The sequence below is a fragment of the Burkholderia sp. AU45388 genome, from assembly GCF_030481585.1.
GTDB classification, from domain to species: Bacteria; Pseudomonadota; Gammaproteobacteria; order Burkholderiales; family Burkholderiaceae; genus Burkholderia; species Burkholderia sola.
This window is the reverse complement of the sequence record NZ_JAUJPV010000034.1, coordinates 1-22,183: the sequence shown is the minus strand read 5'-3', so window position 1 is coordinate 22,183 and position 22,183 is coordinate 1. Positions and strand designations below refer to the sequence as shown.

23 protein-coding genes are annotated in these 22,183 nt (G+C 67.7%); 14 read left to right on the top strand and 9 right to left on the bottom strand.

Translation table 11 applies throughout. The features are described from left to right. Nucleotides 1-14 precede the first annotated feature (14 nt). Genes QZM72_RS33335 through QZM72_RS33325 form a run of 3 tightly spaced genes read right to left on the bottom strand, consistent with a single transcriptional unit; the run spans nucleotide 15 to nucleotide 2,976 of the window. Nucleotides 15-1,460 carry a LutB/LldF family L-lactate oxidation iron-sulfur protein gene (locus QZM72_RS33335; protein ID WP_301740234.1) on the bottom strand — a complete coding sequence of 482 codons (1,446 nt, stop codon included), beginning with the start codon at nucleotides 1,458-1,460 and terminating at the stop codon, nucleotides 15-17. After that, nucleotides 1,457-2,182, bottom strand: coding sequence for a lactate utilization protein C (locus QZM72_RS33330; protein WP_089468436.1), 726 nt, complete (start codon nucleotides 2,180-2,182; stop codon nucleotides 1,457-1,459). Before QZM72_RS33330 ends, QZM72_RS33335 begins: the two co-directional genes overlap by 4 nt. Further along, nucleotides 2,179-2,976, bottom strand: a complete 798-nt coding sequence (locus tag QZM72_RS33325; RefSeq protein ID WP_089468435.1) for a (Fe-S)-binding protein — start codon at nucleotides 2,974-2,976, stop codon at nucleotides 2,179-2,181. The genes QZM72_RS33330 and QZM72_RS33325 overlap by 4 nt, the downstream gene beginning before the upstream one ends. Nucleotides 2,977-3,104: 128 nt before the next feature. On the opposite strand from QZM72_RS33325, the gene QZM72_RS33320 reads away from it, so the two are divergent. The 5 genes from QZM72_RS33320 to QZM72_RS33300 all read left to right on the top strand — a co-directional run bounded on the left by QZM72_RS33320 (nucleotide 3,105) and on the right by QZM72_RS33300 (nucleotide 8,483). Further along, entirely contained in the window at nucleotides 3,105-3,821 is a 717-nt protein-coding gene (locus QZM72_RS33320; protein WP_089468434.1) for a FadR/GntR family transcriptional regulator, read from the top strand. Nucleotides 3,822-4,035: 214 nt separating this feature from the next. Beyond that, on the top strand, nucleotides 4,036-5,658 hold the full coding sequence (locus QZM72_RS33315; protein ID WP_301740233.1) for a phospholipase D family protein: 1,623 nt from the start codon (nucleotides 4,036-4,038) through the stop codon (nucleotides 5,656-5,658). A gap of 236 nt (nucleotides 5,659-5,894) precedes the next feature. Then, a complete protein-coding gene (locus QZM72_RS33310; RefSeq protein WP_089468432.1) occupies nucleotides 5,895-6,668 on the top strand; it encodes a class II aldolase/adducin family protein in 774 nt (257 codons plus the stop codon). A gap of 328 nt (nucleotides 6,669-6,996) precedes the next feature. Continuing rightward, nucleotides 6,997-7,431, top strand: coding sequence for a CHRD domain-containing protein (locus QZM72_RS33305; RefSeq protein WP_301740232.1), 435 nt, complete (start codon nucleotides 6,997-6,999; stop codon nucleotides 7,429-7,431). Nucleotides 7,432-7,520: 89 nt separating this feature from the next. Beyond that, on the top strand, nucleotides 7,521-8,483 hold the full coding sequence (locus QZM72_RS33300; RefSeq protein ID WP_301740231.1) for an alpha/beta hydrolase: 963 nt from the start codon (nucleotides 7,521-7,523) through the stop codon (nucleotides 8,481-8,483). Here QZM72_RS33300 and QZM72_RS33295 read toward each other — a convergent pair. Beyond that, nucleotides 8,453-9,295, bottom strand: coding sequence for an EcsC family protein (locus QZM72_RS33295; RefSeq protein WP_301740230.1), 843 nt, complete (start codon nucleotides 9,293-9,295; stop codon nucleotides 8,453-8,455). The two genes, QZM72_RS33300 and QZM72_RS33295, sit on opposite strands and share 31 nt — an antisense overlap. 106 nt (nucleotides 9,296-9,401) lie before the next feature. Here QZM72_RS33295 and QZM72_RS33290 point away from each other — a divergent pair, with 106 nt between their 5' ends. Continuing rightward, entirely contained in the window at nucleotides 9,402-10,997 is a 1,596-nt protein-coding gene (locus QZM72_RS33290) for an MDR family MFS transporter (RefSeq protein ID WP_089468428.1), read from the top strand. Nucleotides 10,998-11,051: 54 nt separating this feature from the next. After that, on the top strand, nucleotides 11,052-11,498 hold the full coding sequence (locus tag QZM72_RS33285; RefSeq protein WP_069620876.1) for a MarR family winged helix-turn-helix transcriptional regulator: 447 nt from the start codon (nucleotides 11,052-11,054) through the stop codon (nucleotides 11,496-11,498). Between the two features lie 68 nt (nucleotides 11,499-11,566). Here the strand turns inward: QZM72_RS33285 and QZM72_RS33280 are convergent, their stop codons facing one another. Continuing rightward, nucleotides 11,567-12,148 carry a DJ-1/PfpI family protein gene (locus QZM72_RS33280; RefSeq protein ID WP_089435629.1) on the bottom strand — a complete coding sequence of 194 codons (582 nt, stop codon included), beginning with the start codon at nucleotides 12,146-12,148 and terminating at the stop codon, nucleotides 11,567-11,569. A 157-nt stretch (nucleotides 12,149-12,305) separates the two neighbouring features. Further along, nucleotides 12,306-13,586: an amino acid deaminase gene (locus QZM72_RS33275; protein ID WP_301740229.1), complete on the bottom strand. Its 1,281-nt coding sequence runs from the start codon at nucleotides 13,584-13,586 to the stop codon at nucleotides 12,306-12,308. Nucleotides 13,587-13,705: 119 nt separating this feature from the next. On the opposite strand from QZM72_RS33275, the gene QZM72_RS33270 reads away from it, so the two are divergent. From QZM72_RS33270 to QZM72_RS33245, 6 genes are all read left to right on the top strand, one after another. Continuing rightward, entirely contained in the window at nucleotides 13,706-14,644 is a 939-nt protein-coding gene (locus QZM72_RS33270) for a MurR/RpiR family transcriptional regulator (protein ID WP_089468426.1), read from the top strand. A gap of 2 nt (nucleotides 14,645-14,646) precedes the next feature. Further along, entirely contained in the window at nucleotides 14,647-16,128 is a 1,482-nt protein-coding gene (locus tag QZM72_RS33265) for an amidohydrolase family protein (protein ID WP_301740228.1), read from the top strand. 75 nt (nucleotides 16,129-16,203) lie between these two features. Then, a complete protein-coding gene (locus QZM72_RS33260; RefSeq protein ID WP_050016655.1) occupies nucleotides 16,204-16,590 on the top strand; it encodes a RidA family protein in 387 nt (128 codons plus the stop codon). Between the two features lie 251 nt (nucleotides 16,591-16,841). Beyond that, nucleotides 16,842-17,288, top strand: coding sequence for an STM2901 family protein (locus QZM72_RS33255; protein WP_301740227.1), 447 nt, complete (start codon nucleotides 16,842-16,844; stop codon nucleotides 17,286-17,288). Beyond that, complete coding sequence (locus tag QZM72_RS33250; RefSeq protein WP_089468423.1) at nucleotides 17,276-17,629, top strand: DUF1493 family protein; 354 nt, start codon at nucleotides 17,276-17,278, stop codon at nucleotides 17,627-17,629. Before QZM72_RS33255 ends, QZM72_RS33250 begins: the two co-directional genes overlap by 13 nt. 231 nt (nucleotides 17,630-17,860) lie before the next feature. After that, nucleotides 17,861-18,073 carry a hypothetical protein gene (locus QZM72_RS33245; RefSeq protein ID WP_089468422.1) on the top strand — a complete coding sequence of 71 codons (213 nt, stop codon included), beginning with the start codon at nucleotides 17,861-17,863 and terminating at the stop codon, nucleotides 18,071-18,073. Between the two features lie 168 nt (nucleotides 18,074-18,241). On the opposite strand, the gene QZM72_RS33240 is transcribed toward QZM72_RS33245, so the two are convergent. From QZM72_RS33240 to ilvA, 3 genes are all read right to left on the bottom strand, one after another. Continuing rightward, nucleotides 18,242-18,517 carry a hypothetical protein gene (locus QZM72_RS33240; RefSeq protein ID WP_144030108.1) on the bottom strand — a complete coding sequence of 92 codons (276 nt, stop codon included), beginning with the start codon at nucleotides 18,515-18,517 and terminating at the stop codon, nucleotides 18,242-18,244. 108 nt (nucleotides 18,518-18,625) lie between these two features. Next, nucleotides 18,626-19,450 (bottom strand): NADPH-dependent 7-cyano-7-deazaguanine reductase QueF, encoded by an 825-nt coding sequence (gene queF / locus QZM72_RS33235; RefSeq protein WP_089468421.1) that lies wholly within the window; start codon nucleotides 19,448-19,450, stop codon nucleotides 18,626-18,628. 12 nt (nucleotides 19,451-19,462) lie between these two features. Next, nucleotides 19,463-20,986 carry a threonine ammonia-lyase, biosynthetic gene (gene ilvA, locus QZM72_RS33230; protein ID WP_089468420.1) on the bottom strand — a complete coding sequence of 508 codons (1,524 nt, stop codon included), beginning with the start codon at nucleotides 20,984-20,986 and terminating at the stop codon, nucleotides 19,463-19,465. 599 nt (nucleotides 20,987-21,585) lie between these two features. On the opposite strand from ilvA, the gene QZM72_RS33225 reads away from it, so the two are divergent. Beyond that, the coding region (locus tag QZM72_RS33225) for a DUF3683 domain-containing protein (protein WP_301740226.1) at nucleotides 21,586-22,183 on the top strand (598 nt) is incomplete at its 3' end.

Sequence of the window (22,183 nt, the reverse complement as noted above, 5' to 3'; positions counted from 1 at the left end):
TGAAAGCGGATGCGCTATTCGGGCTGGCCGCGGGCGCGCAGCAGGTCGGACAGGCTGCGCGGCGCCGGTTCGAGCGGCGTGCGGTGCTGCGTCCAGCCCAGTTGTTTCGCGGGCGTCAGCGCGCGCAGGCGCGTCGCGGCCCAGCGGAATGCGCGGTACGCGCGCGGATGCGCGAACGCGCCCGACCAGAAGCGCCACACGAGTTCTTCCGTGCGGTCGTAGTTCGCGCCCTGACCGCGCAACGGATGCGCGACCGGTTCGCCGGGCTTGCGGTTCGCTTCGGTGCGCAGCCGCACGAGCAATTGCGGGATCGGGATGCGCACCGGGCACACCTCGCCGCATGCGCCGCACAGCGTCGACGCGGTCGGCAGGTCGGCCGTCGCGTCGAGGCCCAGCAGGTGCGGCGAGATGATCTTGCCGATCGGGCCCGGGTAGGTCGTGCCGTACGCGTGGCCGCCGATGCGCGTATAGACGGGGCAGTGATTCATGCACGCGCCGCAACGGATGCATTGCAGCGTCGCGCGCAACTGTTCGTCCGCGTACGCCTGCGTGCGGCCGTTGTCGAGCAGCACGAGATGCAGCTCGCGCGGGCCGTCGCGTTCGCCGTCGCGGCGCGGGCCGGAGATCAGGTTGAAGTAGGTCGTGATCGCCTGGCCGGTGGCCGAGCGCGTGAGCAGGCTCGACAGCGGCACGATGTGCTCGAGCTTCTCGACCACCTTCTCGATCCCCATGATCGCCACGTGCGTGTCGGGCACCGTCGTCGACAGGCGGCCGTTGCCTTCGTTCTCGACGAGCCACAGCGTGCCCGTGTCGGCCGCCGCGAAGTTGACGCCGGACAGGCCGATGTCCGCTTCCGCGAACGCGCGGCGCAGCGTGCGCCGGCCGGTCTGGATCAGTTCGTCGACGTCTTCCGTGTAGCGCGTGCCGGGCAGGTGCGCCTCGAACAGTTCGGCGATGTCGCCGCGGGTCTTGTGGATCGCCGGCATCACGATGTGCGACGGCTTCTCGCCCGCGAGCTGCACGATGAATTCGCCCATGTCGGATTCGATGCAGTCGACCCCGTGCTCCGCGAGGTAATGGTTCAGCTCGATTTCCTCGCTCGCCATCGACTTGCCCTTGATCACGCGGCGCGCCTTTTTCGCCTGCGCGATGCCGAGCACGATCGCATTCGCGTCGGCGGCCGTCTCGGCCCAGTGCACGTGCACGCCGGCTGCGGTGAGCTTCGTCTCCAGCCGTTCGAGCAGCGCGGGCAGTTGCGCGAGCGCGTGCTGCCGGACGGCTTCGCCGAGATCGCGCAGATGCTGCAGCTCGGTGTCGTCGGGGAATTGCGTCGCGCGCTTGCCTTGCAGGAAGTCCATCGCGCCGCGAAAGCTGCGGCGCAGCGCCGGATCGTCGAGCGCGGCGCGCGCACGGGTCTTGAAGTCGCCGGGGGCGACGAATTGCAGCGTGTGGTCGCTCATCGCGGCAGCTCCTCGCAAGCGGGGGCGGCCGACGGCGCGGCCGAATCGGTGACGATCACGACCCACAGGCGGCGCGGGCCGTGCGCGCCATAGGCGAGCGTCTGCTGGATGTCGGACGTCTTCGACGGGCCCGATACCAGCACGAGGTTGGTCGGCATGCCGGCTGGCCAGCGCTCGGCCTGCACGGCGGCGTGCAGGTCCGCATGCAGCGTGCTCGCATGCACGAGCGCGACGTGCAGCGGCGGCACCAGCGACACCGTGCGCGGCGTGCCGGCATCGGGCGCGAGCACCAGCGTGCCGGTCGCCGCGATGCCCGAGCGTGCGACGGTGAAGCCCGCGTCGATCGTGTCGAACAGTTCGGTTTTCCAGGCGTCGATCGGCCGGTCGAACGGCACCGGCGCGACCGGTTCGGGCAGCGCGCGGGCGAGCGCCGCGGATTCGGCGCGGGCCGGATCGAGCAGCAGGCGGCGCACGCCGGCATCGGCCAGACGTGCGGCGAGCTGCGCGGGCCATGCGTCGGCGCTCGCGCACCAGACTTCGGCATGCGACGCGGCGAGCGCCGTCTGCATCGCCTGCACGCGTGCATCCAGGGCGGGGCCGGCCAATGCACGGCGCGTGTCGTAATGCGCGTCGATGCGTGCATCGAGCGCGGGCGCGGCGTTCGTCGCGACGCCCGGTGCGGCGGCGCGCAGTCGCGCGAGGATCGCGTCGCGTGCGCTCATTGCGAATCTCCGCGCAGCGAGCCGGCGCCGGCCGTGCGGCGCCACAGGAAGCTCGCGAGATGCTCGACGGGCAGCGCCGCGCCGGCCTTGGCCGCGGCGTGTCCGATGTTCAGCAGGCAGCCGCAGTCTGCGGACACGAGCCGGTCGCAACCGGTCGCGCAGGCCGACGCGACCTTGTCGCGCACCATCGCGCCGGAGATGTCCGGATGCTTCAGCGAGAACGTGCCGCCGAAGCCGCAGCATTCGGACTCGCGTTCGTGTTCGATGCGCGTCACGCCCGGCAGCGCGTCGACCAGCGCGACGCCGTGCACGCGCGTGCCCATCTCGCGCCGTGCCGCGCACGACGTGTGCAGTACGACGCGTTCGCCGGGGCCGGCGTCGGCCACCACCGCGTCGAGCTGCACGTCGAGCACGTGGACGAGGAATTCGGCGAGTTCGTAGGTCCGCTCCGCGATCGCGCGCGCTTTCGGGCCGTGAACGGGATCGTCGGCGAACAGCGCCGGCCAATGGTGCCGGATCATGCCCGCGCACGAACCGGACGGCACGATCACCGGCCACGGTTGCGCGAACAGGTCGAGCTGCGCGGCCGCGACGCGGCGCGCTTCGTCGGGGTTGCCGCTGCTGTAGGCCGGCTGCCCGCAACAGCTCTGGCCGCGCGGATAGTGGACGGTCAGCCCCTCGCGTTCCAGCAGGCGGACCGCGTCGAGCCCCGCTTCGGGGACGAACAGGTCGACCAGGCAGGTCGCGAACAGATAGACGTGCGCGGGGGCGGTGGGGTACGGCCGTGGGTTCATGTCTCGCTCCAGAGGCGACGGTCCGGCGTGCGGAGCGTCGATTTCGCTGCATAATTGCCGCGTCCGCGCCGAAGCTCAAATTGGTTGGGCCAATCGGCGCGGCACGCATTCCGCGGGGAGACGCGACGATGGCGGCGATGACGGCACGGGGCCGGACCGAAGTGGTGATGCGCAAGATCGAGACGGCGCTGCTCGACGGCACGTGGCCGGCCGGCGCGCGGCTGCCGGCCGAGCGCGTGCTCGCGCTGCAGTACGGCGTCGCGCGCAATACGGTGCGCGAGGCGACCCAGCGGCTCGTCGCGCGCGGGCTGCTGCAGAGCCGGCGCGGCGCGGGCGTCTACGTGACCGACCAGTTGCGCGCCGGCATCGCGTCGCCATGGGGCCAACTGGTCGCCGATCATCCGGCGCTGCGCGACGACATCCTCGAATTCCGCCGCGTGCTGGAAGGCGCGACCGCCTATTTCGCCGCGCTGCGGGCCGATGCGAACGACCGGCGCCGGATTCGCGCGCTGCTGCGCGAGCTCGAAACCGCGCACGCGAACGATGACGCGGCCGTCGAAGCCGCGACCGATGCGAAATTGCACGAGGCGATCGCGCTCGCGTCGCACAACACGATGTTCCTGCATCTGCATACGAGCGTGATCGGGATGTTGCGCGAGCACATTTCGATCAACGTGGCCGGGATGACGATGGGGGACGAGCAGGCATCCGAGTTGCTCCTGTTGCAGCACCGGGTGGTATGCGACGCGATTTGCGCGCACCGCCCCGAGGAGGCGCGCACCGCGATGCAGACGCATATCGACTACGTGCGCAGCCATTTCGAGCGCAGCGGCGACGCGTCGTGAGATTGGTCGGACCAGCGGCTGCGATGGCTTGCGCGGCGGCCGTCGCGGACGAGACGCCGCGCCGCACGGCGCGCGTGGCGGTTGCTCGGCGCGGCATGCGGCCCCGCCTAATTGACCGGTTCGTCGGGCGCCCACTAGAATCGACCGCAACCGCCTGTCAGCCGCGCGCCGCGGCGATGACGTGCCCATTGATCCGACTGTCGAGGAAGCTTTCGTGCTCACGTCCCTGATCCGGCGCGCACCGGCCGTGCCGCCGTGGCGCGCCGCATGCCGCCAGGCCCGCGCGCTGGTCGTCTGCGCGCTGCTGCCGCTCGCCGCGTGCGCGACGCATCCGCCTGCCACCTCGCTCGATCGCCCCGTCTCCCACGCGCTGCCGGCCGATACCGCGACACCGCTGCGCGACGCACTGGCCGCGCCGGAAGCCGCGCATCCGGGGCAGTCGGGCTTCCGGCTGCTGGCCGACGGCGCCACCGCACTGCAGATGCGCATCGCGCTCGCGCGGGCGGCGACGAAGACGCTCGACATGCAGTACTACATCGCGACCGAGGACACGACCGGCAAGCTGCTGCTCGGCGCGGCGCTGTACGCGGCCGATCGCGGCGTGCGCGTGCGGATGCTGGTCGACGACCTGAACTTCGACGATATCGACCGCGTGATGGCTGCGCTCAATACGCACCGGAACATCGAGATCCGCGTGTTCAACCCGTTCGGCGCGTCGCAGCGCGGGGTGGTCGAGCGCACGACAAACTTCTTCACGCGGATCGACAGCTTCACGCGCCGGATGCACAACAAGGCGATGATCACGGACAACCAGCTCGCGATCGTCGGCGGCCGCAATCTCGGCGACGAATACTTCAGTGCGAGCCCGACGCTCCAGTTCCGCGATCTCGACGTGCTGGCGGCCGGCCCCGTGACCCACGACATCTCGAAGAGCTTCGACGACTACTGGGCGAGCGCGAGCAGCTATCCGTTGCGCGTGCTCAATCATCAGAAGTTCGATCCTAAGGATCTCGACGCGATGCGCGACGAGCTGCGCGAGCACTGGCGCAAGAACGCCGATCCGTACAACGCGAAGCCGCTGAACGCGACGCCGCTCGCCCGGCAGATCGCGCGCGCCGAACTCGAACTCGTGTGGGCGCCGGCCGAATTCAAGGTCGATGCGCCGACCAAGGTCGCGCGGCCGACCGGCACGTACGTGAGCCCGCCGATGCAGCGCCTGGCCGAGCTGACGCGCGGCGCGCAGAAGGAATTCCTCGCGTTTTCGCCGTACTTCGTGCCGCACGACGCCGGCGTGAAGATCCTCGGCGACACGGCCGCGCGCGGCGTGCGCGTCGCGATCGTCACGAATTCGCTCGCGGCGACCGACGCGGTCGCGGTGCAGGCCGGCTATGCACCATACCGCGTGCCGTTGCTGCAGCACGGCGTCGAGCTGTACGAATTCAAGTCGCAGCCGGACCAGCAGCCCGCGCGGCTGTTCGGGTCGCGCTCGCGCGCGAGCCTGCATGCGAAAGCGTACGTGATCGACCGGCAAATCCTCGTGATCGGCTCGCTGAACCTCGACCCGCGTTCCGCGTACCTGAACACCGAGCTCGCGCTCGTGATCCACAGCCCGGTGCTCGCGCAGCAGGCCGCGGCGATCTTCGCGCGCGTGACGCAGCCGGACGAAAGCTACCGCGTGACGCTCGCCAAGCGGGCCGACGGCAGCCCGCCCGCGCTCGAATGGACGGGCACCGACGACGGTCAGACCACCACCTATCACGTCGACCCGCATGCGGGACTGCTGCGCAACGTGATGACCGGCATCTTCACGCTGCTGCCGGTCGACGACCAGTTGTAAGGGCGGGAGCGGCTCCGGCGAAACCCGCGATACCGGTGCGCGGCGAAAGGTGATATGGTTGTGCGCGCAACGATATGCCTATCGTGAAGGGCGCCGGCGAAGCGCTTGCGCAATGCGGGCCGGAACGGCGCGCCGCACATGCGGCCATACGCGGCGCATGCATCGCTTGCGGCGCCGGCAGGCGATGGACGATGCGCAGCGCCGCTCGCCGCTCGCCGCCACAACCGGAGTTCCCCATGCAACGTGTACCGAACCAGCCGTTCACGCGCCCCGCGCGCTTCTCCGAAGCCGAATGGCAGGCGCGGGTGCAGCTCGCGGCCGCCTACCGGATCTTCGATCATCTCGGCTGGACCGAGCTGATCTACAACCATATCTCGCTGCGCGTGCCGGGCGAGGATGGCCATTTCCTGATCAACCCGTTCGGGCTCCATTACCGCGAGGTGTGCGCGTCGAACCTCGTGAAGATCGACATCGACGGCAACGTGATCGGCCATTCCGACTGGCCGATCAATCCGGCCGGCTTCACGTTCCACAGCGCGATCCATGCGGCGCTGCCCGATGCGCACTGCGTGATGCACGTGCACACGACACCGACGATGGCCGTATGCTGCTCGCGCGACGGGCTGTCGTTCTCGAATTTCTATTCGGCGCAGTTGTACGGGAAGATCGCGTATCACGACTTCGAAGGCATCACCGTGCATCTCGAGGAAGGCCGGCGCATCGTCGACAGCGCGGGCGGGCGCCCCGTGCTGCTGCTGCGCAACCACGGGCCCGTGACGATCGGCGCGACGCTCGCGCAGACGTTTGCGCTGATGTGGCTGCTCAACCGTGCGTGCGAGGTACAGGTCGCGACGCATGCGATCGGCGATGCGCTGCCGATTGCGCCGCCCGTGCTCGAAGGGTGCGTGCGCGATTCGCTGAATTTCGATCCGAAGCATGGCGCGGGGCAGGACGCGTTCGACGCGCTGCAGCGGATCGTCGACCGGATCGATCCGGGTTACCGCGCGTGACGCGCGGCGCACGCAAAAAAAACGCGGCCGGGTTGCCGCGTGAATACTCGCAGACTCCTTCGGACGAAGGAAACAAGCAACTGTGGAACGAAGTGTAGCGAAACGCCGCGCCTGGATTCAGCCATCAGGCTGCAAAGGTCTGTTCCAGACTGACGCAGACCGGGGCGAGCGGCGTCGCGCCGGATCGCCGGCCACGTGCGGCGCGCCGACGGGCGGGGCGGCGATTCGCGGCATGGCCGTTCGGCGGACTGCCGGCGCGACGGCGATCGACTACCATCATGCGTAGCGCCCCGTTCCGGCGGCGTACCACGTCGTACAAGGAGACTCCATGCTCAAGCTGCGTTTGCTCCAGGTTGCGTTGTTGGCGGGCGTGCTGGCCGCCGGCAGCGCCGCTGCCGAAACGGTGCGCCTGTCCGCCAGTCTGCAGCCGTCGAGCGAAGTGCCGCCGACGGCGACCCAGGGCTCGGGCGCCGTCGACGCCACTTACGATACGGCCACCCATACGCTGCAGTGGACGGTCACTTATGCGCACCTCACCGGGCCGGCCACGGCCGCGCATTTCCACGGGCCCGCGCCGGTCGGCCAGAACGCCGGCGTGCAGGTGCCGATTCCGAAGGACGAGCTGGCGAGCCCCATCAAGGGTTCGAAGGCGCTCACCGACGAGCAGGTCACCGACCTGATGGGCGGCAAGTGGTACTTCAACATCCATACGAAGGAGCACCCGTCCGGCGAGATCCGCGGCCAGGTGATGCCGGCGAACTGAGCGCCGGCGTTTGATGTAGAGGCACTTGTCGAGCGACGCGCGAGCGTTCGCCCGTACCATCGTCACATTCTGATGACGGAGTGCGTCCGATGAGTTGGCAAAGCAAGTTCGCCTGCTGGCTGCTGCGCTGGCAGTTTCGTCCGGAAACCACGCGCGAGGTGCTCGACCCCGCGCGTGCCCGGCGCTTTACCGACCTGCGGATGATCGTGCCGCGCCGCCCGCCGTCGGGCTACCGGCTGCGCCAGTGCTACGGCCCGGGCGACGCACCGCTGCGCGGCGAATGGCTCGAGCGCGCCGACTCGGGCGCCGCGCGCGGTCCCGGCCGCACGCTGCTGTATTTCCATGGCGGCGGCTACTACTTCTGTTCGACGAAAACCCACCGCCCGCTGGTGTTCGGGCTGACGAAGCGCGCGGGCGTGCGTTCCTTCTCGCTCGACTACCGGCTCGCGCCCGAAAACCGCTTCCCGGCCGCACTCGACGATGCGCTCGCCGCGTACCACGAACTGCTGGCGCTCGGCACGCCGCCCGAGTCGATCGTGTTCGGCGGCGATTCGGCGGGCGGCGGCCTCGCACTCGCGACGCTCGTCGCGCTGCGCGACCGCGGCGAGCCGCTGCCGGCCGGCGCGATCCTGTTCTCGCCGTGGACGGACCTCGCCGGCACCGGCGACACGATGCGCGGCAACGACGGCCGCGATCCGATGTTCGCGGCCGCGGCGCTGCCGAAGGCCGCGAAGCTGTATCTCGGCGACGCGCCGGCGACGCATCCGTACGCATCGCCGCTCTACGCGGATTTCACGGGCCTGCCGCCGCTATACATCCAGGTCGGCAGCACCGAGGTGCTGCTCGACGATTCGCGCCGCGTTGCCGAGAAGGCGAAGGCGGCCGGCGTTCAGGTGGACATCGAGGTGTGGCCCGACATGCCGCACGTATGGCAGTTGTACGCACCCATGGTGCCGGAAGCACGCGACGCGCTTGACCGCGCGGCCGCGTTCGTGCGCCGCGTCGCGGTCGAGCGCGCGGTTCAGCGTGCGGGCGAGGCGTCGGTCGCCTGATAGGCGGCCTTGACGGCCACCGAACCGTACTTGCGTTCGAGCCGGCGCACGGTGAAGTGGCCGTGCGCCATCTGCTGGAAGTGGTCGATGAACAGCGTGTTGACGGTCGCGCCGAGCACGGCGCCGATCGCCGGGATCGACTTCGCGGCCATCTGCTCGGTCACCTGCACCGAGAAGCGCGACGCCACCGTCTGCACGAGCTTGAACACGGCCGCCGAGCTGTGCGCGGCGATGCCTTTGGCCGTGATGTCCGACGACGCCTTCGAGATCGCCTGCGCGAGCGCGCCGCGCAGCACGAAATAGCCGAGATCGGCGTCCTCCTCCTGCTTGTCCGGGTTGCCGCCCATGCCGAGCACGGCCAGGCATTGCAACTGCGTATCGACCGACGTCAGGTCCTCGCCCTCGCTGCGCGCGATGTCGCACACCGAGCGGAAGATCAGCGTGGTCGTTACCGGCAGTTCGACCGGCAGCGCGAGAAAGCCGAACGCGCCGCCCGCCGCGCCGGTCGTCGCGACCGCGAGCTTGTGCAGCAGGTTGCTCGGCTTCTCGGGCTCCGCGTCCGGCGCCTGCGGCTTGCCGAGCGTGCGCAGCGCGATGTTCAGACACTTGCGCAGCGCGAGCTGGGTCGCATCGTTGATCTTGCCGGTCGCGAAGTCCGGCAGCCGCGCGATCATTTTTTCGACCGGCGCGCCGAGCACGCCCGTCAGCTTCATCGTCAGCGACGGGCTTTCCAGCACCTGCTTCGCGCGGCGCAGCGCGTCCCGATCGTCGGCCGACAGCGCCGTCGCGGGGGTGATTGAAATCGGTTCCATCTTTCTCCTTGGCGTGAACGGGCGCTGAACCCTCGCCAGCCTAGATTACTCCGGCATGCTAGAATTTTGAGATTATTTGACCCGGCAAAAGTTGCGTCGACAAAAAATGGCCGTTCATACTGCCGCCCACCATTCGAGCGGGCAAGTCCTGCCGTTCCGCGAATCGCTGCTCGCGATGATCGGGATCTCGTTCGTCACCATGCTGGTCGCGCTGGACCAGACGGTCGTCGGCACCGCGCTGCCGACCATCGTCGCCGAACTCCGCGGTTTCGACCTGTACGCGTGGGTCGCGACCTCCTACCTGCTCAGTTCCGTGATCACGGTGCCGATTTTCGGCCGCCTCGGCGACTATTACGGCCGCAAGCCGTTCGTGATCGTGTCGATCGTCGTGTTCACCGGCGCATCGGTGCTGTGCGGAATGGCCAACGACATGCTGACCCTCGTGCTCGCGCGCGGGCTGCAGGGGATCGGCGGCGGGATGCTGGTCGGCACCGCGTTCGCGTGCATTCCCGACCTGTTTCCGGATTCCGTCGTGCGGCTGCGCTGGCAGGTGCTGATGAGTTCCGCCTTCGGCATCGCGAACGCGGTCGGGCCGTCGCTCGGCGGCTTCCTGACCCAGTCGTTCGGCTGGCGTTCGGTGTTCTATGTGAACCTGCCGATCGGCATCCTGTCGTTGATCTTCGTGTGGCGCTACCTGCCGCACCTGCGCCACGTCGCGCACGATCGCAAGATGCGGCTCGACTGGCCGGGCGCGCTCCTGATCGCGCTGTCGCTCGGCGCGCTGCAACTGTTCGTCGAATGGCTGCCGAAGTACGGCGTCGCGAGCTGGGCGTCGCTGCTGCTCGTCGTCGCGGTCGCGGCGGGCCTCGGCCTGTGGCACTGGGAGAAGCGCTGCGCGCAGCCGATTCTGCCGTTCGACATGTTCGGCAATCGCGCGCTGTCCGCGCTGTTCGTACTCGCGATCCTCGCCGGGTTCTCGATGTTCTCGCTGCTGTTCTACGCGCCGCTGCTGTTCCAGGGCGGCTTCGGGATGTCGCCGAAGGAGGCCGGGCTCGTGATCACGCCGCTCGTCGTGTTCATCACGATCGGCAGCATCATGAACGGCCGCGTCGTCACGCGCATTCGCAACCCGAACACGATGCTGCACGTCGGCTTCGTGCTGTTCGCCATCGCGTGCGCGGGCATCGTCGTGTCGACCCACACGACGCCCGCGTGGGGGCTGATGGCGCTGATGGTCGCGGGCGGCATCGGGCTCGGCTTCGTGCTGCCGAACCTCACCGTGTTCGCGCAGCAGACGGCCGGCCGCGAGCACCTCGGCATCGCGACCGCGCTGCTGCAGTCGCTGCGGATGGTCGGCGGGATGCTCGGCACCGCGCTCACGGGCACGCTCGTCAATCAGATGTATTCGAGCGGCGTGCGCAGCGCGCTGTCCGCCGATCAGGCGATGCAGTGGCACGCGCGGCTCGCCGATCCGCAGATCCTGATCGATCGCGCGGCGCAGGGCGGCCTTGTCGCGGAGTTGACGCGTGCCGGGCATAATGGCGCGCTGCTGCTGGAGGCGGCCCGCGAATCGCTGGTCGGCGCGATTCACCTGGGCGTCGCGATGGCGGCCGTCGTCGCCGTGGTGTCGGTGTGGCAGTGCCGCCGCGTGCCGCCGATCGCGCTGCGGCGCAAGATCGAACCGCACGTCGCGGCCGATTGACCGATCGGGCGAGCGATTCGACGACTCAACGATTCACCGGAACGAAATCAGCGCATGGAAGAACAGGACCGCGTCGCGATCTTGCAGCAATTCGGACGCACGTATCGCGCCTTCATGACCGCGTTCGAGGCGCACGTCGGGCAGCCGATGCCGCGCTGGCGCATCATGGTCGCGCTGCATACGATGGACGGGCATGCGTCGCAGAAGAAGCTCGTCGAAGTGCTGCGCATCGATCCGGGCGCGCTCACGCGCCAGTTGAAGTCGCTCGACGCGCTCGGCTGGATCGAACGCGAATCGGACGCGCGCGACAACCGCGTGACCAACGTCACGCTGACGGACGCAGGCCGCGCCGCGTTCGACGCATGCCTGCCGCGCCGCAAGGCGTTTCTCGAACAGACGATGGCGCAGTTGCCGGACGACGTGCTCAATGCACTGTCGGGTGCGCTCGCGATGCTGGAATCGCGGATCGCGGACGTCGGGTCGACGCCGGTCGCGCGTTGATCCGCGGAGCCGGGCGGCACGTCCGTGCCGCCGGCCATCGCTTCATTTCATTCCGATGGGGCGCAGCTTTACAGCTCGATGCGCGTGCCGAGCAGCGCGAGGAACTGCGCGAGCCACGCCGGATGCGCGGGCCATGCGGGCGCGGTGACGAACGGTGCGTCGGTCACGGCCGCGTCGACCGGGATGTCCGCGTATTCGCCGCCCGCGAGCTTCACCTCCGGCGCGCAGGCCGGGTACGCCGAAATGCGTTTTCCGCGGATCACGTCGGCGGCCGCGAGCAGTTGCGCCGCATGGCAGATCGCCGCGATCGGCTTGCCGGCTTCGGCGAACTCGCGCACGAGCGAAATCACCTTCGGATCGAGTCGCAGATATTCGGGCGCACGGCCGCCCGCGATCGCGAGCGCGTCGTAGCGTGCCGCATCGACGTCGTCGAATGCCGCGTTCAGCGTGAAGTGGTGGCCGGGCTTCTCGGTATAGGTCTGGTCGCCCTCGAAATCGTGGATCGCGGTCTTGATCTTGTCGCCCGCGCGCTTGCCCGGGCAGACTGCATCGACGTGGTGGCCGACGGCCTGCAGCGCCTGGAACGGCACCATCGTTTCGTAGTCTTCGGCGAAATCGCCGGTCAGGAACAGGATCTTCTTCGCGGCCATGGCTTTCTCCAGTGAAGCAGCGTTGAAGGCCCGGTCGCGCCGTGCATGACGGCCGCGACGGGCCCCGAGGACGAAAGCGCAGTGTACTCCCCCAGATTGAAGCGCGCGTGACGGCCGCCCCGCGCGAGCGGCAAGGCGGCGTCGCGCGCGGCGGGCGTCAGAAGAAGGTTTCGACGACTTCCGTCACGCGGAACTGAGGATCGAGCACGAGCACCTGGCGCCACTTGTCGAACGTCAGGCACGGGTGCGAGATGTCGAACGCGACCATGTCGCCGACCTTCACGTCCGCGCCCGGCGGGATCTGCAGGTACGCGTGCTGGTCCATCATCCCGGTGACGGCCCAGCCTTCGGCGGCGGCGACGTCGCGCGGCGCGGTGTCGCGGCCCGGGCGGAAGTGGCGCGCCGGCTCGGGCAGGCCCGCATCGAACGCCGCATCGCGCTTGCCGAGCGCGACGATTGCGCGATCGGCTTCCGGCACCGACTGCACGTACGCCCACAGCTGCAGCGCCGGCAGCAGCCCTTCGCCCATCGAACGGGCGATCGGGTTGCGCGCGAACACGTCGGTCTGCGCCTTCTTGTAGATGCCGACGTCGTGCGTCAGGTAGCAGCCCGGCCGCAGCACGACTTCCGCGAAGCCCGCGTCGGACGCCTTCCTGAATTCCTCCGCGACCACGTCGTACCACGCCGAACCGGCGCCGGACAGGATCGCCGGCGTGCGCGCGAAGCGGCCGGCTTCGGCCAGCTCGCGCGTGAGCGCGACCGCCTGTTGCAGGAACGCGCGGATCTCGCCTTCCTCTTTCAGCACGCCTTCATAGAGTTCGATGCCGGCCAGCTTCAGCGTGTCCGGATAGCGCGCGATCGCGGCCAGCACGGCCTCGCGCTGCGCGGCATCGCGCACGCCCGCGCGGCCGCCCGGCACGCCGAGTTCGATCAGCAAGTTCAGCGATTTCTTCGCGTCGCCGAAGAAGCGGCCGAGCTGGTCGACGCTTTCCGCGGAATCGACGAGACAGAAGAATTCGAAATCGGGATCGGACAGCAGCCCCGCGATGATCGTCATGTTCTGGCGGCCGACCAACTGGTTCGCGAGCAGCACGCGCCGCACGCCGCCGTGATACGCGGCCTGCGTCTGGTGCGCGGTCGCGAGCGTGATGCCCCACGCGCCGGCGTCGAGCTGTCGGCGGAACAACTGTGGCGCCATCGTCGTCTTGCCGTGCGGCGCGAACTTGACGCCGTATTTCTGCACGAACGCCTGCATCCAGTTCAGGTTGTGCTCGACGCGATCCTCGTAAAGCACGGCGGCCGGCAGGCTGACGTCTTCCGCGAGCAGGTTCCATTCGAGCCGGCCCGCGTCGCCGAGCGGCACGCTCGCGCTCGGCACATTGCCCAGACCCTTGCCGAACGGATCGATCGTCGCTTCCTGATAGTTTGTAACTTTCATGTCATCCCGCTCCATCATCACTATGCATTGCACTGAAGTTGACATGCAGATGGTACAGAAAGTAGCATCGGCGCGGTGATGTTATTTAATAACATCAGGCTTCATACCCTTTTCCGTCGATGAACACGCCCGCTTCCCCGCCCACTCCGCTCGCCGCCGAGCCTTATCCGGCTCAGGTCGCCCCGCCGGTCCTCGACATCGTCGCGCGGATCGCCGAGTGCGCGCCCGAGCTGCGCGAGGCCGAACGCAAGGTCGCCGCGTTCATCCTCGCCGATCTGGCGCGCGCCGCGCATGCGAGCATCGGCGCGCTCGCGCGCGACGCGGAGGTCAGCGTCGCGACGGTCACGCGTTTCGCGAAGGCCGTCGGCTGCCGCGACGTGCGCGAACTGAAGGTGCTCGTCGCGCAGGCGGCGGCGGTCGGCCAGCGCTTTCTGGTGCCGTCCGACGACGCGCCGGCCGACGACGCGAACCCTGCGTCGATGGTCTACGACGAGATCCGCGTGGCGCTCGCGCACAACCACCAGCTGTTGCGCAACACGTCGTTCGACGCGGCGGCCGACCTGCTCGCCGGCGCGAAGATGACCTACGTGTACGGGCAGGGCGGCGGCTCGACCGCGCTGGCCGACGAGTTGCGCTTCCGGCTCGTGCGCTTCGGCCGGCCGGTCGCGAGCTACCAGGACAGCTTGTTGCAGCGGATGGTGGCCGCGACGCTGTCGAGCGATACCGTCGTCGTCGCGTTGTCGGTGAGCGGGCGCGTGCCCGAGCTGCTCGAAAGCTGTCGGCTCGCGAAGCGCTATGGCGCGAAGCTGATCGCGATCACCGCGCCGGCGTCGCCGCTCGCGAAGCTCGCCGACCACCTGATTCCCGTCGTCGCGTTCGAAACCGATTTCATCTACAAGCCGTCGACGTCGCGCTACGCGATGATGATGGCGATCGACGTGCTCGTCACCGGCGTCGCGTTGCGGCTCGGCGATGCGGGCCGGGAATCGCTGCGCCGCATCAAACACGCGCTCGATGCGCACCGTGGCGGCGGAGACCGTCAACCGGTAGGAGACTGACCATGCATTCGCATCCCGAAGCCGCCGATACGCTGATCGTCGGCGCGCAACTGTACGACGGCACCGGCGCGCCGCCCGTCATGCGCGACGTCGCGATCCGCAACGGCCTGATCGCGGCGATTGGCAACCTGTCGAACTGGCTGGCCGAGCACGTCGTCGACGCGAACGGCCGTGCGCTCGCGCCGGGGTTCGTCGACGTGCACACGCATGACGACACGCACGTGATCCGTGCGCCGGAGATGATCCCGAAGATCTCGCAGGGCGTGACGACCGTGATCGTCGGCAACTGCGGGATCAGCGCATCGCCGGTGACGCTCGCGGGCGATCCGCCCGACCCGATGAACCTGCTCGGCGAGCGCGGCGCGTTCCAGTACCCGACCTTCGCCGCTTACGTCGCGGCCGTGAACGTTGCGCGCCCGGCCGTGAACGTCGCGGCGCTCGTCGGCCATACGGCGCTGCGCAATAACCAGATGGACCGCCTCGACCGCGCGGCGACCGACGGCGAGATCGCCGGCATGCGCGCGCAGCTCGAGGAAGCGCTCGCGAACGGCGCGCTCGGCCTGTCGTCGGGCCTCGCGTACGGCTCCGCGTTCGCGGCGCCGGCCGAGGAAGTGATGGCGCTCGCCGAGCCGCTCGCCAAGGCCGGCGCGCTGTATACGACGCACATGCGCACCGAGTTCGACGCGATCCTCGACGCGATGGACGAGGCCTATCGCGTCGGCCGCCACGCGCGGGTGCCGGTCGTGATCTCGCACCTGAAGTGCGCGGGCCCGTCGAACTGGGGGCGCAGCACCGAAGTGCTCGCGTCACTCGAAGGCGCGCGCCGCTACCAGCCGGTCGGCTGCGACTGCTATCCGTACAGCCGCAGCTCGTCGACGCTCGACCTGAAGCAGGTGACGGGCGACATCGACATCACGATCACGTGGTCGGAGCCGCACCCGGAAGTCGCGGGCAAGCTGCTGAAGGCGATCGCGGCCGACTGGGGCGTGACCGAGCAGGAAGCCGCGCAGCGCATCCGGCCCGCGGGCGCCGTGTACCACAACATGTCCGAAGACGACGTGCGCCGAATCCTGTCGCATCCGGCGACGATGGTCGGCTCCGACGGGCTGCCGAACGATCCGCTGCCGCATCCGCGGCTATGGGGCGCGTTTCCGCGTGTGCTCGGTCACTACGTGCGCGATACGAACCTGCTGCCGCTCGAGGAGGCGATCCGCAAGATGACGTCGCTGTCCGCGCGCCGCTACGGGATCGCGAAGCGCGGCGAGGTGCACGTCGGCTACCACGCGGATCTCGTGCTGTTCGATCCGGCGAGCGTGATCGACGCGGCGACGTTCGAGAAGCCGCAACAGCCCGCGCACGGAATCGACGCGGTGTGGGTGAACGGCGTGCTGACGTACGAAAACGGCCAGCCGACCGGCGAGCGCGCCGGCGGTTTCGTCGCGCGCGGCGAGCGCGTGCCCGCGAGTGCCGATGCGGCGTTCTGAACGTGTGCATTTCGATCTTCCGCGCGCGCCGCTGTCGGCGCGCGCATCCGTAACCGAAATTTGAGGAGTGAAACGATGAAGCGATATGGCGTGGGCGAAGCGAAGGGGACCGGCGGCCAGGTGATGCCGTTCGCGCGTGCGGTCGAGGCGGACGGCTGGCTGTACGTGTCGGGCCAGACGCCAATGGTGAACGGCGAGGTCGTCGAAGGCGGGATCGTCACGCAGTCGAAGCAGACGATCGAGAACGTGATCGCGATCCTGAAGGAAGCCGGCTACGGCCTCGAGCACGTCGTGCGCTGTGGCGTATGGCTCGACGACGCACGCGATTTCGCGTCGTTCAACAAGGTCTTCGTGTCGTACTTCGGCGAGAACCCGCCGGCGCGGGCCTGCGTGCAGTCGAGTATGGTCATCGACTGCAAGGTCGAGGTCGATTGCATCGCGTACAAGCCGCCGGTGAAGTAACGCGGCGAGGGCGGAAGCTGTACAACAAGGCCGGTGCATTGATGTGCACCGGCCTTGTTGCGTTGGCACTGAATTTTTACACTTTGAATAGAATCCTGTCGATGAGAGCGCGAGACGATAGGTCCGTCTGACGGGTGACGGCAGTGATGGGCGCGTAATTCGCAACCGGCATCGTGAAATTCGAACGAGCAGACTAAGCGGATTGCTGGGTATGGTCGTCTTCCCGATCAACGATTTCGTGAAGTCGCACCATGTCGAGCAATACATACCGCGACAGCGTTCATTCGGATCTCACTCCCGCCGAGCTTTTCTTTTTCGTGGCTGTAGAAGAGACGTGTGCACGGGCCGGGATCGACGATGTCGAAGCTCTGATCCTGATTCTCGCGGGCTGGCCGGTTTTGCCGACGCGGCAGAAATTCGGCGGCGCGACGAAAGGAACGTCCGTCGCATCCGTCATGGCTCGATCGATTTTCCGATACCAGTTGAACAGGAAGATTTTACCCACCGTCACGCTGCAGAGTATCAAGTCGTTTCGGATCATCTTGACCCGTAAGCTCAGCGTGTTCGTCGGACGTGCCGTTCCCGGCGTGGGTTGGGCGCTGCTTGCGCGTGACGTGTTCGCGATCGTTCACGGCACGGTCTCCAGATACAACAGCCTGGTCAAACGCGAGGATAGGGTGTTCCGATGGAAAACGTGAGTTGGGACGAGATCGAGGCCTTTGTCAGGTCGGAGGCAGGGCTCGGCCCATCGAAGCCGCTCGCCGCTGGCACTCGGCTCTGGGAAGACCTGGGTCAAACCGGCGACGAAGCCAACGATTTCATGGGGCACTTTTTTGAACGGTTTGCTGTGGATACGGGGGATTTCGATTTCCACAGATATTTCCTAATGGAAGGCGAAGGGTTGCTCTATTCGCTATTCCTGCGATGGGTGCTCCGAAAGCCGCACGACTTCAAACGGGAACCGATTACGCTCGCGATGCTGCATCGTGCAGCCGTGGAAAGGAGATGGGACGCCGCGCGATTGGCCGCGCTGCCGTGAAACATCGGATATTCGAACAGGCGCGGTGTCTGGCGGATGCCGGGCAATGCGTAATTGCTCTTGGGGCTGTGTTTGGTAAGGCGCATGCCTTGATTGAGGGGCATCACAGGTCGGCGCCTCCCGGCAACATGCCGTTTGCCAAATTCATCGGTTTGCTGCGGGAGTAGGCTACTTATTGTCAAAAGGTGAATTGAAACGACTTCAGGTGACCCAGCAGAAATTCCAGCCGACATGGCCGTACCATTGCTGATGGGCGAATGCGCCGTACTGATGGAAACCATCCGTCTGCGGCTTGAACAGATCAAGCGCATCGGTCCAGATTCGCTCGATGAGGACGCGCTTGTCGATCTGTACGAAGACCACGACGCGCTGACGCGTGCGCTGGCCTATATCGAGAGCAACTTTGCACGCACCTTTGGCGGCTTGCCGGCGCGGGACAGGTGACAGTGTACGTCGCGGCTTGCGGAAGAACCCCACGGACGCCGCCGGGGGGCAATGGTGATCTGGATCGCAGTTTTGACTTTGGCGCTCTTGACCGACCACGGTGCGCTTGCGGGCACGCTGTCCAATAGGTTATCGCCTGGCGGCGCGCTACCCATTGTCGTGCCGGAGTCAGTCGAAATCTTCAGGAACGATGCATGGTCGGCTGACATCAGCGGGGACGAAACGGCGGATATGTGTCGTACGTTTGTTCTTCGGCGTGCAGATGTCAGCGCATTTTTCAAGCGTGCGGGCCGCGTAACAGAACGGGCGTACAGCCATGACCTGGACGCGGCGCGTTGCTATGCCGAAGGCGAAGCGCGTCTGGCGGGTGGTGGCGCGGCGAAATGGAGAATAGACCAGGCAAGGCGAGGCTTCATTTCCGTGGACGATGGTCGAACAATCCACCTGTATTGTCCGAAGTGCCGGGCCGACGTATTCGCACCGAATTAGAGAAGCGCGCTTTCCGCACGCAGGCGGAGTTGGCGGACCGAAAATGTCCGCCAACCCACTCATTCACTGCCGCGCCGTCCGCGCGTTATCCGGCATCGGCTGGTTGTAATTCGTGCGGAACGGGTTGATGTCGAGCCCGCCGCGGCGCGTATAGCGCGCATACACCGCGAGCTTCACCGGTTTGCACGCATGCAGGATGTCGAGAAAGATCCGCTCGACGCACTGCTCGTGAAAGCCCGTGTGATTACGGAACGAGATGATGTAGCGCAGCAGCCCCGCATGATCGATCTGCGGCCCGACGTAGTGGATTTGCACGCTGCCCCAGTCGGGCTGGCCGGTGACCGGGCAGTTCGAGCGCAGCAGGTCGGACACGAGCGTCTCCTCGACCGGCGCTTCATCCTCGGCGGCCGACAGCAGCGACGGATCGGGTTCGTACACGTCGGTGTCGAGATCGAGCCGGTCGAGCGACAGTCCGTCGAGCTCGTCCATCTCCAGCTTGCGGAAATCGTGCGCCGACACCAACTGCACCGATACGCTCGCGCCGCACGCGGCCGACACGTCGCGCTTCAGCACGTCGCGCACCGCGTCGACCGAGTCGAACTTCGACTGCGCGAACGAGCCGAGATACAGCTTGAACGACTTCGATTCGACGATGTTCGGCGATTCGGCCGGCACGTAGAACGTCGCGATCGCGACCTGCGGCTTGCCGCGTGCGTTGAGCCACGACAGCTCGTATGCGTTCCAGATGTCGGTGCCGAAGAACGGCAGCGCCGACGTGATGCCGAGCTGCGCGCGCGCTCCGGCGCGCGGAATCGGGAACAGCAGCGACGCGTCGTACTGCGCCGCGTAGACGGTGGCCTTGCCGAGCGGGGAGTGTTCGGGATTCATTGCACGAAACCTTTACGACAGGAAGAGGCGGTAAGCCGGGTTGGCGCTCTCTTCGACATACGGATAGCCGAGCGCTGCGAGGAAGCGTTCGAATTCGGCGCGATCGGCCTGCGGCACCTGCAGCCCGACGAGGATCGAGCTGTAGTCCGCGCCCTGGTTGCGGTAGTGGAACAGGCTGATGTTCCAGTCCGGCGCCATCGACGACAGGAACTTCATCAGCGCGCCCGGCCGTTCCGGGAATTCGAAGCGGAACAGGCGCTCGTCGAGCGCGAGCGGCGAGCGGCCGCCGACCATGTAGCGGATGTGTTCCTTCGACAGCTCGTCGTGCGTCAGGTCGACGCTCTTGAAGCCGTGCGACTCGAAGTTCGCGGCGATCTCCGCCGATTCGCCGCGGCGCTTGATCTGCACGCCGACGAAGATGTGCGCGGATTGCGCATCGGCGATCCGGTAGTTGAACTCGGTGACGTTGCGATCGCCGACCAGCGAGCAGAAGCGCTTGAAGCTGCCGCGTTCCTCGGGGATCGTGACCGCGAACACGGCTTCGCGCGCCTCGCCGACCTCGGCGCGTTCGGCGACGAAGCGCATCCGGTCGAAATTCATGTTCGCGCCGGACGTGACCGCGACGAGCGTCTGGTTCTCGATGCCTTCGCGTTCCGCGTACAGCTTCGCGCCCGCGACCGCGAGCGCGCCGGACGGCTCGAGCACGCTGCGCGTGTCCTGGAACACGTCCTTGATCGCCGCGCACAGCGCGTCGGTGTTGACCGTCACGACGCCGTCGAGGAATTCGCGGCACAGCCGGAAGGTTTCCTCGCCGACGAGCTTCACCGCGGTGCCGTCCGCGAACAGCCCGACTTCGCTCAGCTCGATGCGCTCGCCGGCGTTCAGCGATTGCGCCATCGCGCACGAATCCTCGGCCTGCACGCCGATCACCTTGATCTCCGGGCGCACCGCCTTCACGTACGCGGCGACGCCGGACGCGAGCCCGCCGCCGCCGATCGGCACGAAGATCGCGTGGATCGGGCCCTGGTGCTGGCGCAGGATCTCCATCGCGATCGTGCCCTGGCCGGCGATCACGTACGGGTCGTCGAACGGGTGGACGAACGTGAGGTCGCGCGCCTGCTGCACCTTGACCGCGTGCGCGTACGCGTCGCTGTACGATTCGCCCGCCTGGATCACCTCGACGCTCGGGCCGCCGTGCGCGCGCACCGCGTCGACCTTCACCTGCGGCGTCGTGACCGGTACGACGATCACGGCCTTGACGCCCATCCGCGCCGCCGAGAACGCGACGCCCTGCGCATGGTTGCCGGCCGACGCCGTGATCACGCCGCGCGCGAGCGCGTCCGCCGGAATGTGCGCCATCTTGTTGTACGCGCCGCGCAGCTTGAACGAGAACACCGGCTGGTTGTCCTCGCGCTTCAGGTAAACGGCGTTGCGCAGCCGGGCCGACAGGTTGCGGGCCGGTTCGAGTTCCGTCTCGATCGCGACGTCGTAGACGCGCGCGGTGAGGATTTTCTTCAGGTAATCGTGGGATGCCATGGGCGCTCGCGTGCAGTGCGGATGCAGACGGTAAAGGGTCAATGATAGCGCCAAGGGTCCGCCCGCACGCAAGCGGCATGCCGGGCGGGTGGTCATGAGCGGCCGCGTGTGCGCGCGGGCAGGGCATTCCCGCCGCCGGGGCGCCGCTTTTTACCGGCGCGCTTTACCGGCTTAACCGCATGGTTACCGACCGGACGGACGGCGAATGGTCGCGCGAAACCGCCGCGAGCCCCGCCCGGCGCGGCTCGCGGCGATAGCCCCACGACCTGTCCGGCGTGTCACGGGCGGCGCGATCATGGGTTAGAATTCCGTTTTGAATCAAGGATTCGGAAGATGCAGAGGCACCCTCGGATCGCACCGTTGAAGCCGACGCCGCGCGCAGCCAGCCCCGCGGCCGAACGGCATGCGCGCCGCGCGCGATCGTGCTGATGATCCCGAGTGCCGCCAGGCCCTGTCGCCGGCCAGGAGGGGCGAGTCGCCCGCTCCGGCCCCATGAAGGACAGCCGCGCGCCTGGTAACAGAACAGATTTCCCCAAGATTGCGCCCACGCGCTTGCCGACGCCCGTGCACGGGATATCGGCCCTCCGAGTCGTCCGAACATGAACGCACCACAAGTTTTCGATCCGCATGGCGCGGCCGCCACCGTCGCCGCCGACCCCGCGCCCCGCTTGCGCGAGATTCCCTACAACTACACGTCCTTCTCGGATCGCGAGATCGTGATCCGCCTGCTCGGCGAAGAGGCGTGGGCGGTGCTCGACGAACTGCGCGCCGAGCGCCGCACGGGCCGCTCGGCACGGATGCTGTATGAAGTGCTCGGCGACATCTGGGTCGTGCGTCGCAACCCGTACCTGCAGGACGACCTGCTCGACAACCCGAAGCGCCGCGCGCTGCTGATCGAGGCGCTGAACCACCGCCTGACCGAGATCGGCAAGCGCCGCAGCGCCGATCTCACCGCGCACCGCGACGACGCCGGCCGCGAACGCGCATCGCGCGTCGAGATGCTCGAAACCGCCGCGCAGCGCGCGGTCGACGAATTCACGGACGAATTCGACAAGATGGCGGAGCTGCGCCGCCGCGCGACCAAGGCGCTCGGCCGCTGCACGCAGAAGGACAACATCCGCTTCGACGGGCTGTCGCGCGTGTCGCACGTGACCGACGCGACCGACTGGCGCGTCGAATACCCGTTCGTCGTGCTGA

What these genes read in the sequence shown, in the direction of transcription:
- QZM72_RS33335 (WP_301740234.1), bottom strand. Translation starts at nt 1,460, where the DNA reads ATGAGCGACCACACGCTGCAATTCGTCGCCCCCGGCGACTTCAAGACC.
- QZM72_RS33330 (WP_089468436.1), bottom strand. Translation starts at nt 2,182, where the DNA reads ATGAGCGCACGCGACGCGATCCTCGCGCGACTGCGCGCCGCCGCACCG.
- QZM72_RS33325 (WP_089468435.1), bottom strand. Translation starts at nt 2,976, where the DNA reads ATGAACCCACGGCCGTACCCCACCGCCCCCGCGCACGTCTATCTGTTC.
- QZM72_RS33320 (WP_089468434.1), top strand. Translation starts at nt 3,105, where the DNA reads ATGGCGGCGATGACGGCACGGGGCCGGACCGAAGTGGTGATGCGCAAG.
- QZM72_RS33310 (WP_089468432.1), top strand. Translation starts at nt 5,895, where the DNA reads ATGCAACGTGTACCGAACCAGCCGTTCACGCGCCCCGCGCGCTTCTCC.
- QZM72_RS33305 (WP_301740232.1), top strand. Translation starts at nt 6,997, where the DNA reads ATGCTCAAGCTGCGTTTGCTCCAGGTTGCGTTGTTGGCGGGCGTGCTG.
- QZM72_RS33300 (WP_301740231.1), top strand. Translation starts at nt 7,521, where the DNA reads ATGAGTTGGCAAAGCAAGTTCGCCTGCTGGCTGCTGCGCTGGCAGTTT.
- QZM72_RS33295 (WP_301740230.1), bottom strand. Translation starts at nt 9,295, where the DNA reads ATGGAACCGATTTCAATCACCCCCGCGACGGCGCTGTCGGCCGACGAT.
- QZM72_RS33290 (WP_089468428.1), top strand. Translation starts at nt 9,402, where the DNA reads ATGGCCGTTCATACTGCCGCCCACCATTCGAGCGGGCAAGTCCTGCCG.
- QZM72_RS33285 (WP_069620876.1), top strand. Translation starts at nt 11,052, where the DNA reads ATGGAAGAACAGGACCGCGTCGCGATCTTGCAGCAATTCGGACGCACG.
- QZM72_RS33280 (WP_089435629.1), bottom strand. Translation starts at nt 12,148, where the DNA reads ATGGCCGCGAAGAAGATCCTGTTCCTGACCGGCGATTTCGCCGAAGAC.
- QZM72_RS33275 (WP_301740229.1), bottom strand. Translation starts at nt 13,586, where the DNA reads ATGAAAGTTACAAACTATCAGGAAGCGACGATCGATCCGTTCGGCAAG.
- QZM72_RS33270 (WP_089468426.1), top strand. Translation starts at nt 13,706, where the DNA reads ATGAACACGCCCGCTTCCCCGCCCACTCCGCTCGCCGCCGAGCCTTAT.
- QZM72_RS33265 (WP_301740228.1), top strand. Translation starts at nt 14,647, where the DNA reads ATGCATTCGCATCCCGAAGCCGCCGATACGCTGATCGTCGGCGCGCAA.
- QZM72_RS33260 (WP_050016655.1), top strand. Translation starts at nt 16,204, where the DNA reads ATGAAGCGATATGGCGTGGGCGAAGCGAAGGGGACCGGCGGCCAGGTG.
- QZM72_RS33255 (WP_301740227.1), top strand. Translation starts at nt 16,842, where the DNA reads ATGTCGAGCAATACATACCGCGACAGCGTTCATTCGGATCTCACTCCC.
- QZM72_RS33250 (WP_089468423.1), top strand. Translation starts at nt 17,276, where the DNA reads ATGGAAAACGTGAGTTGGGACGAGATCGAGGCCTTTGTCAGGTCGGAG.
- QZM72_RS33245 (WP_089468422.1), top strand. Translation starts at nt 17,861, where the DNA reads ATGGCCGTACCATTGCTGATGGGCGAATGCGCCGTACTGATGGAAACC.
- queF (WP_089468421.1), bottom strand. Translation starts at nt 19,450, where the DNA reads ATGAATCCCGAACACTCCCCGCTCGGCAAGGCCACCGTCTACGCGGCG.
- ilvA (WP_089468420.1), bottom strand. Translation starts at nt 20,986, where the DNA reads ATGGCATCCCACGATTACCTGAAGAAAATCCTCACCGCGCGCGTCTAC.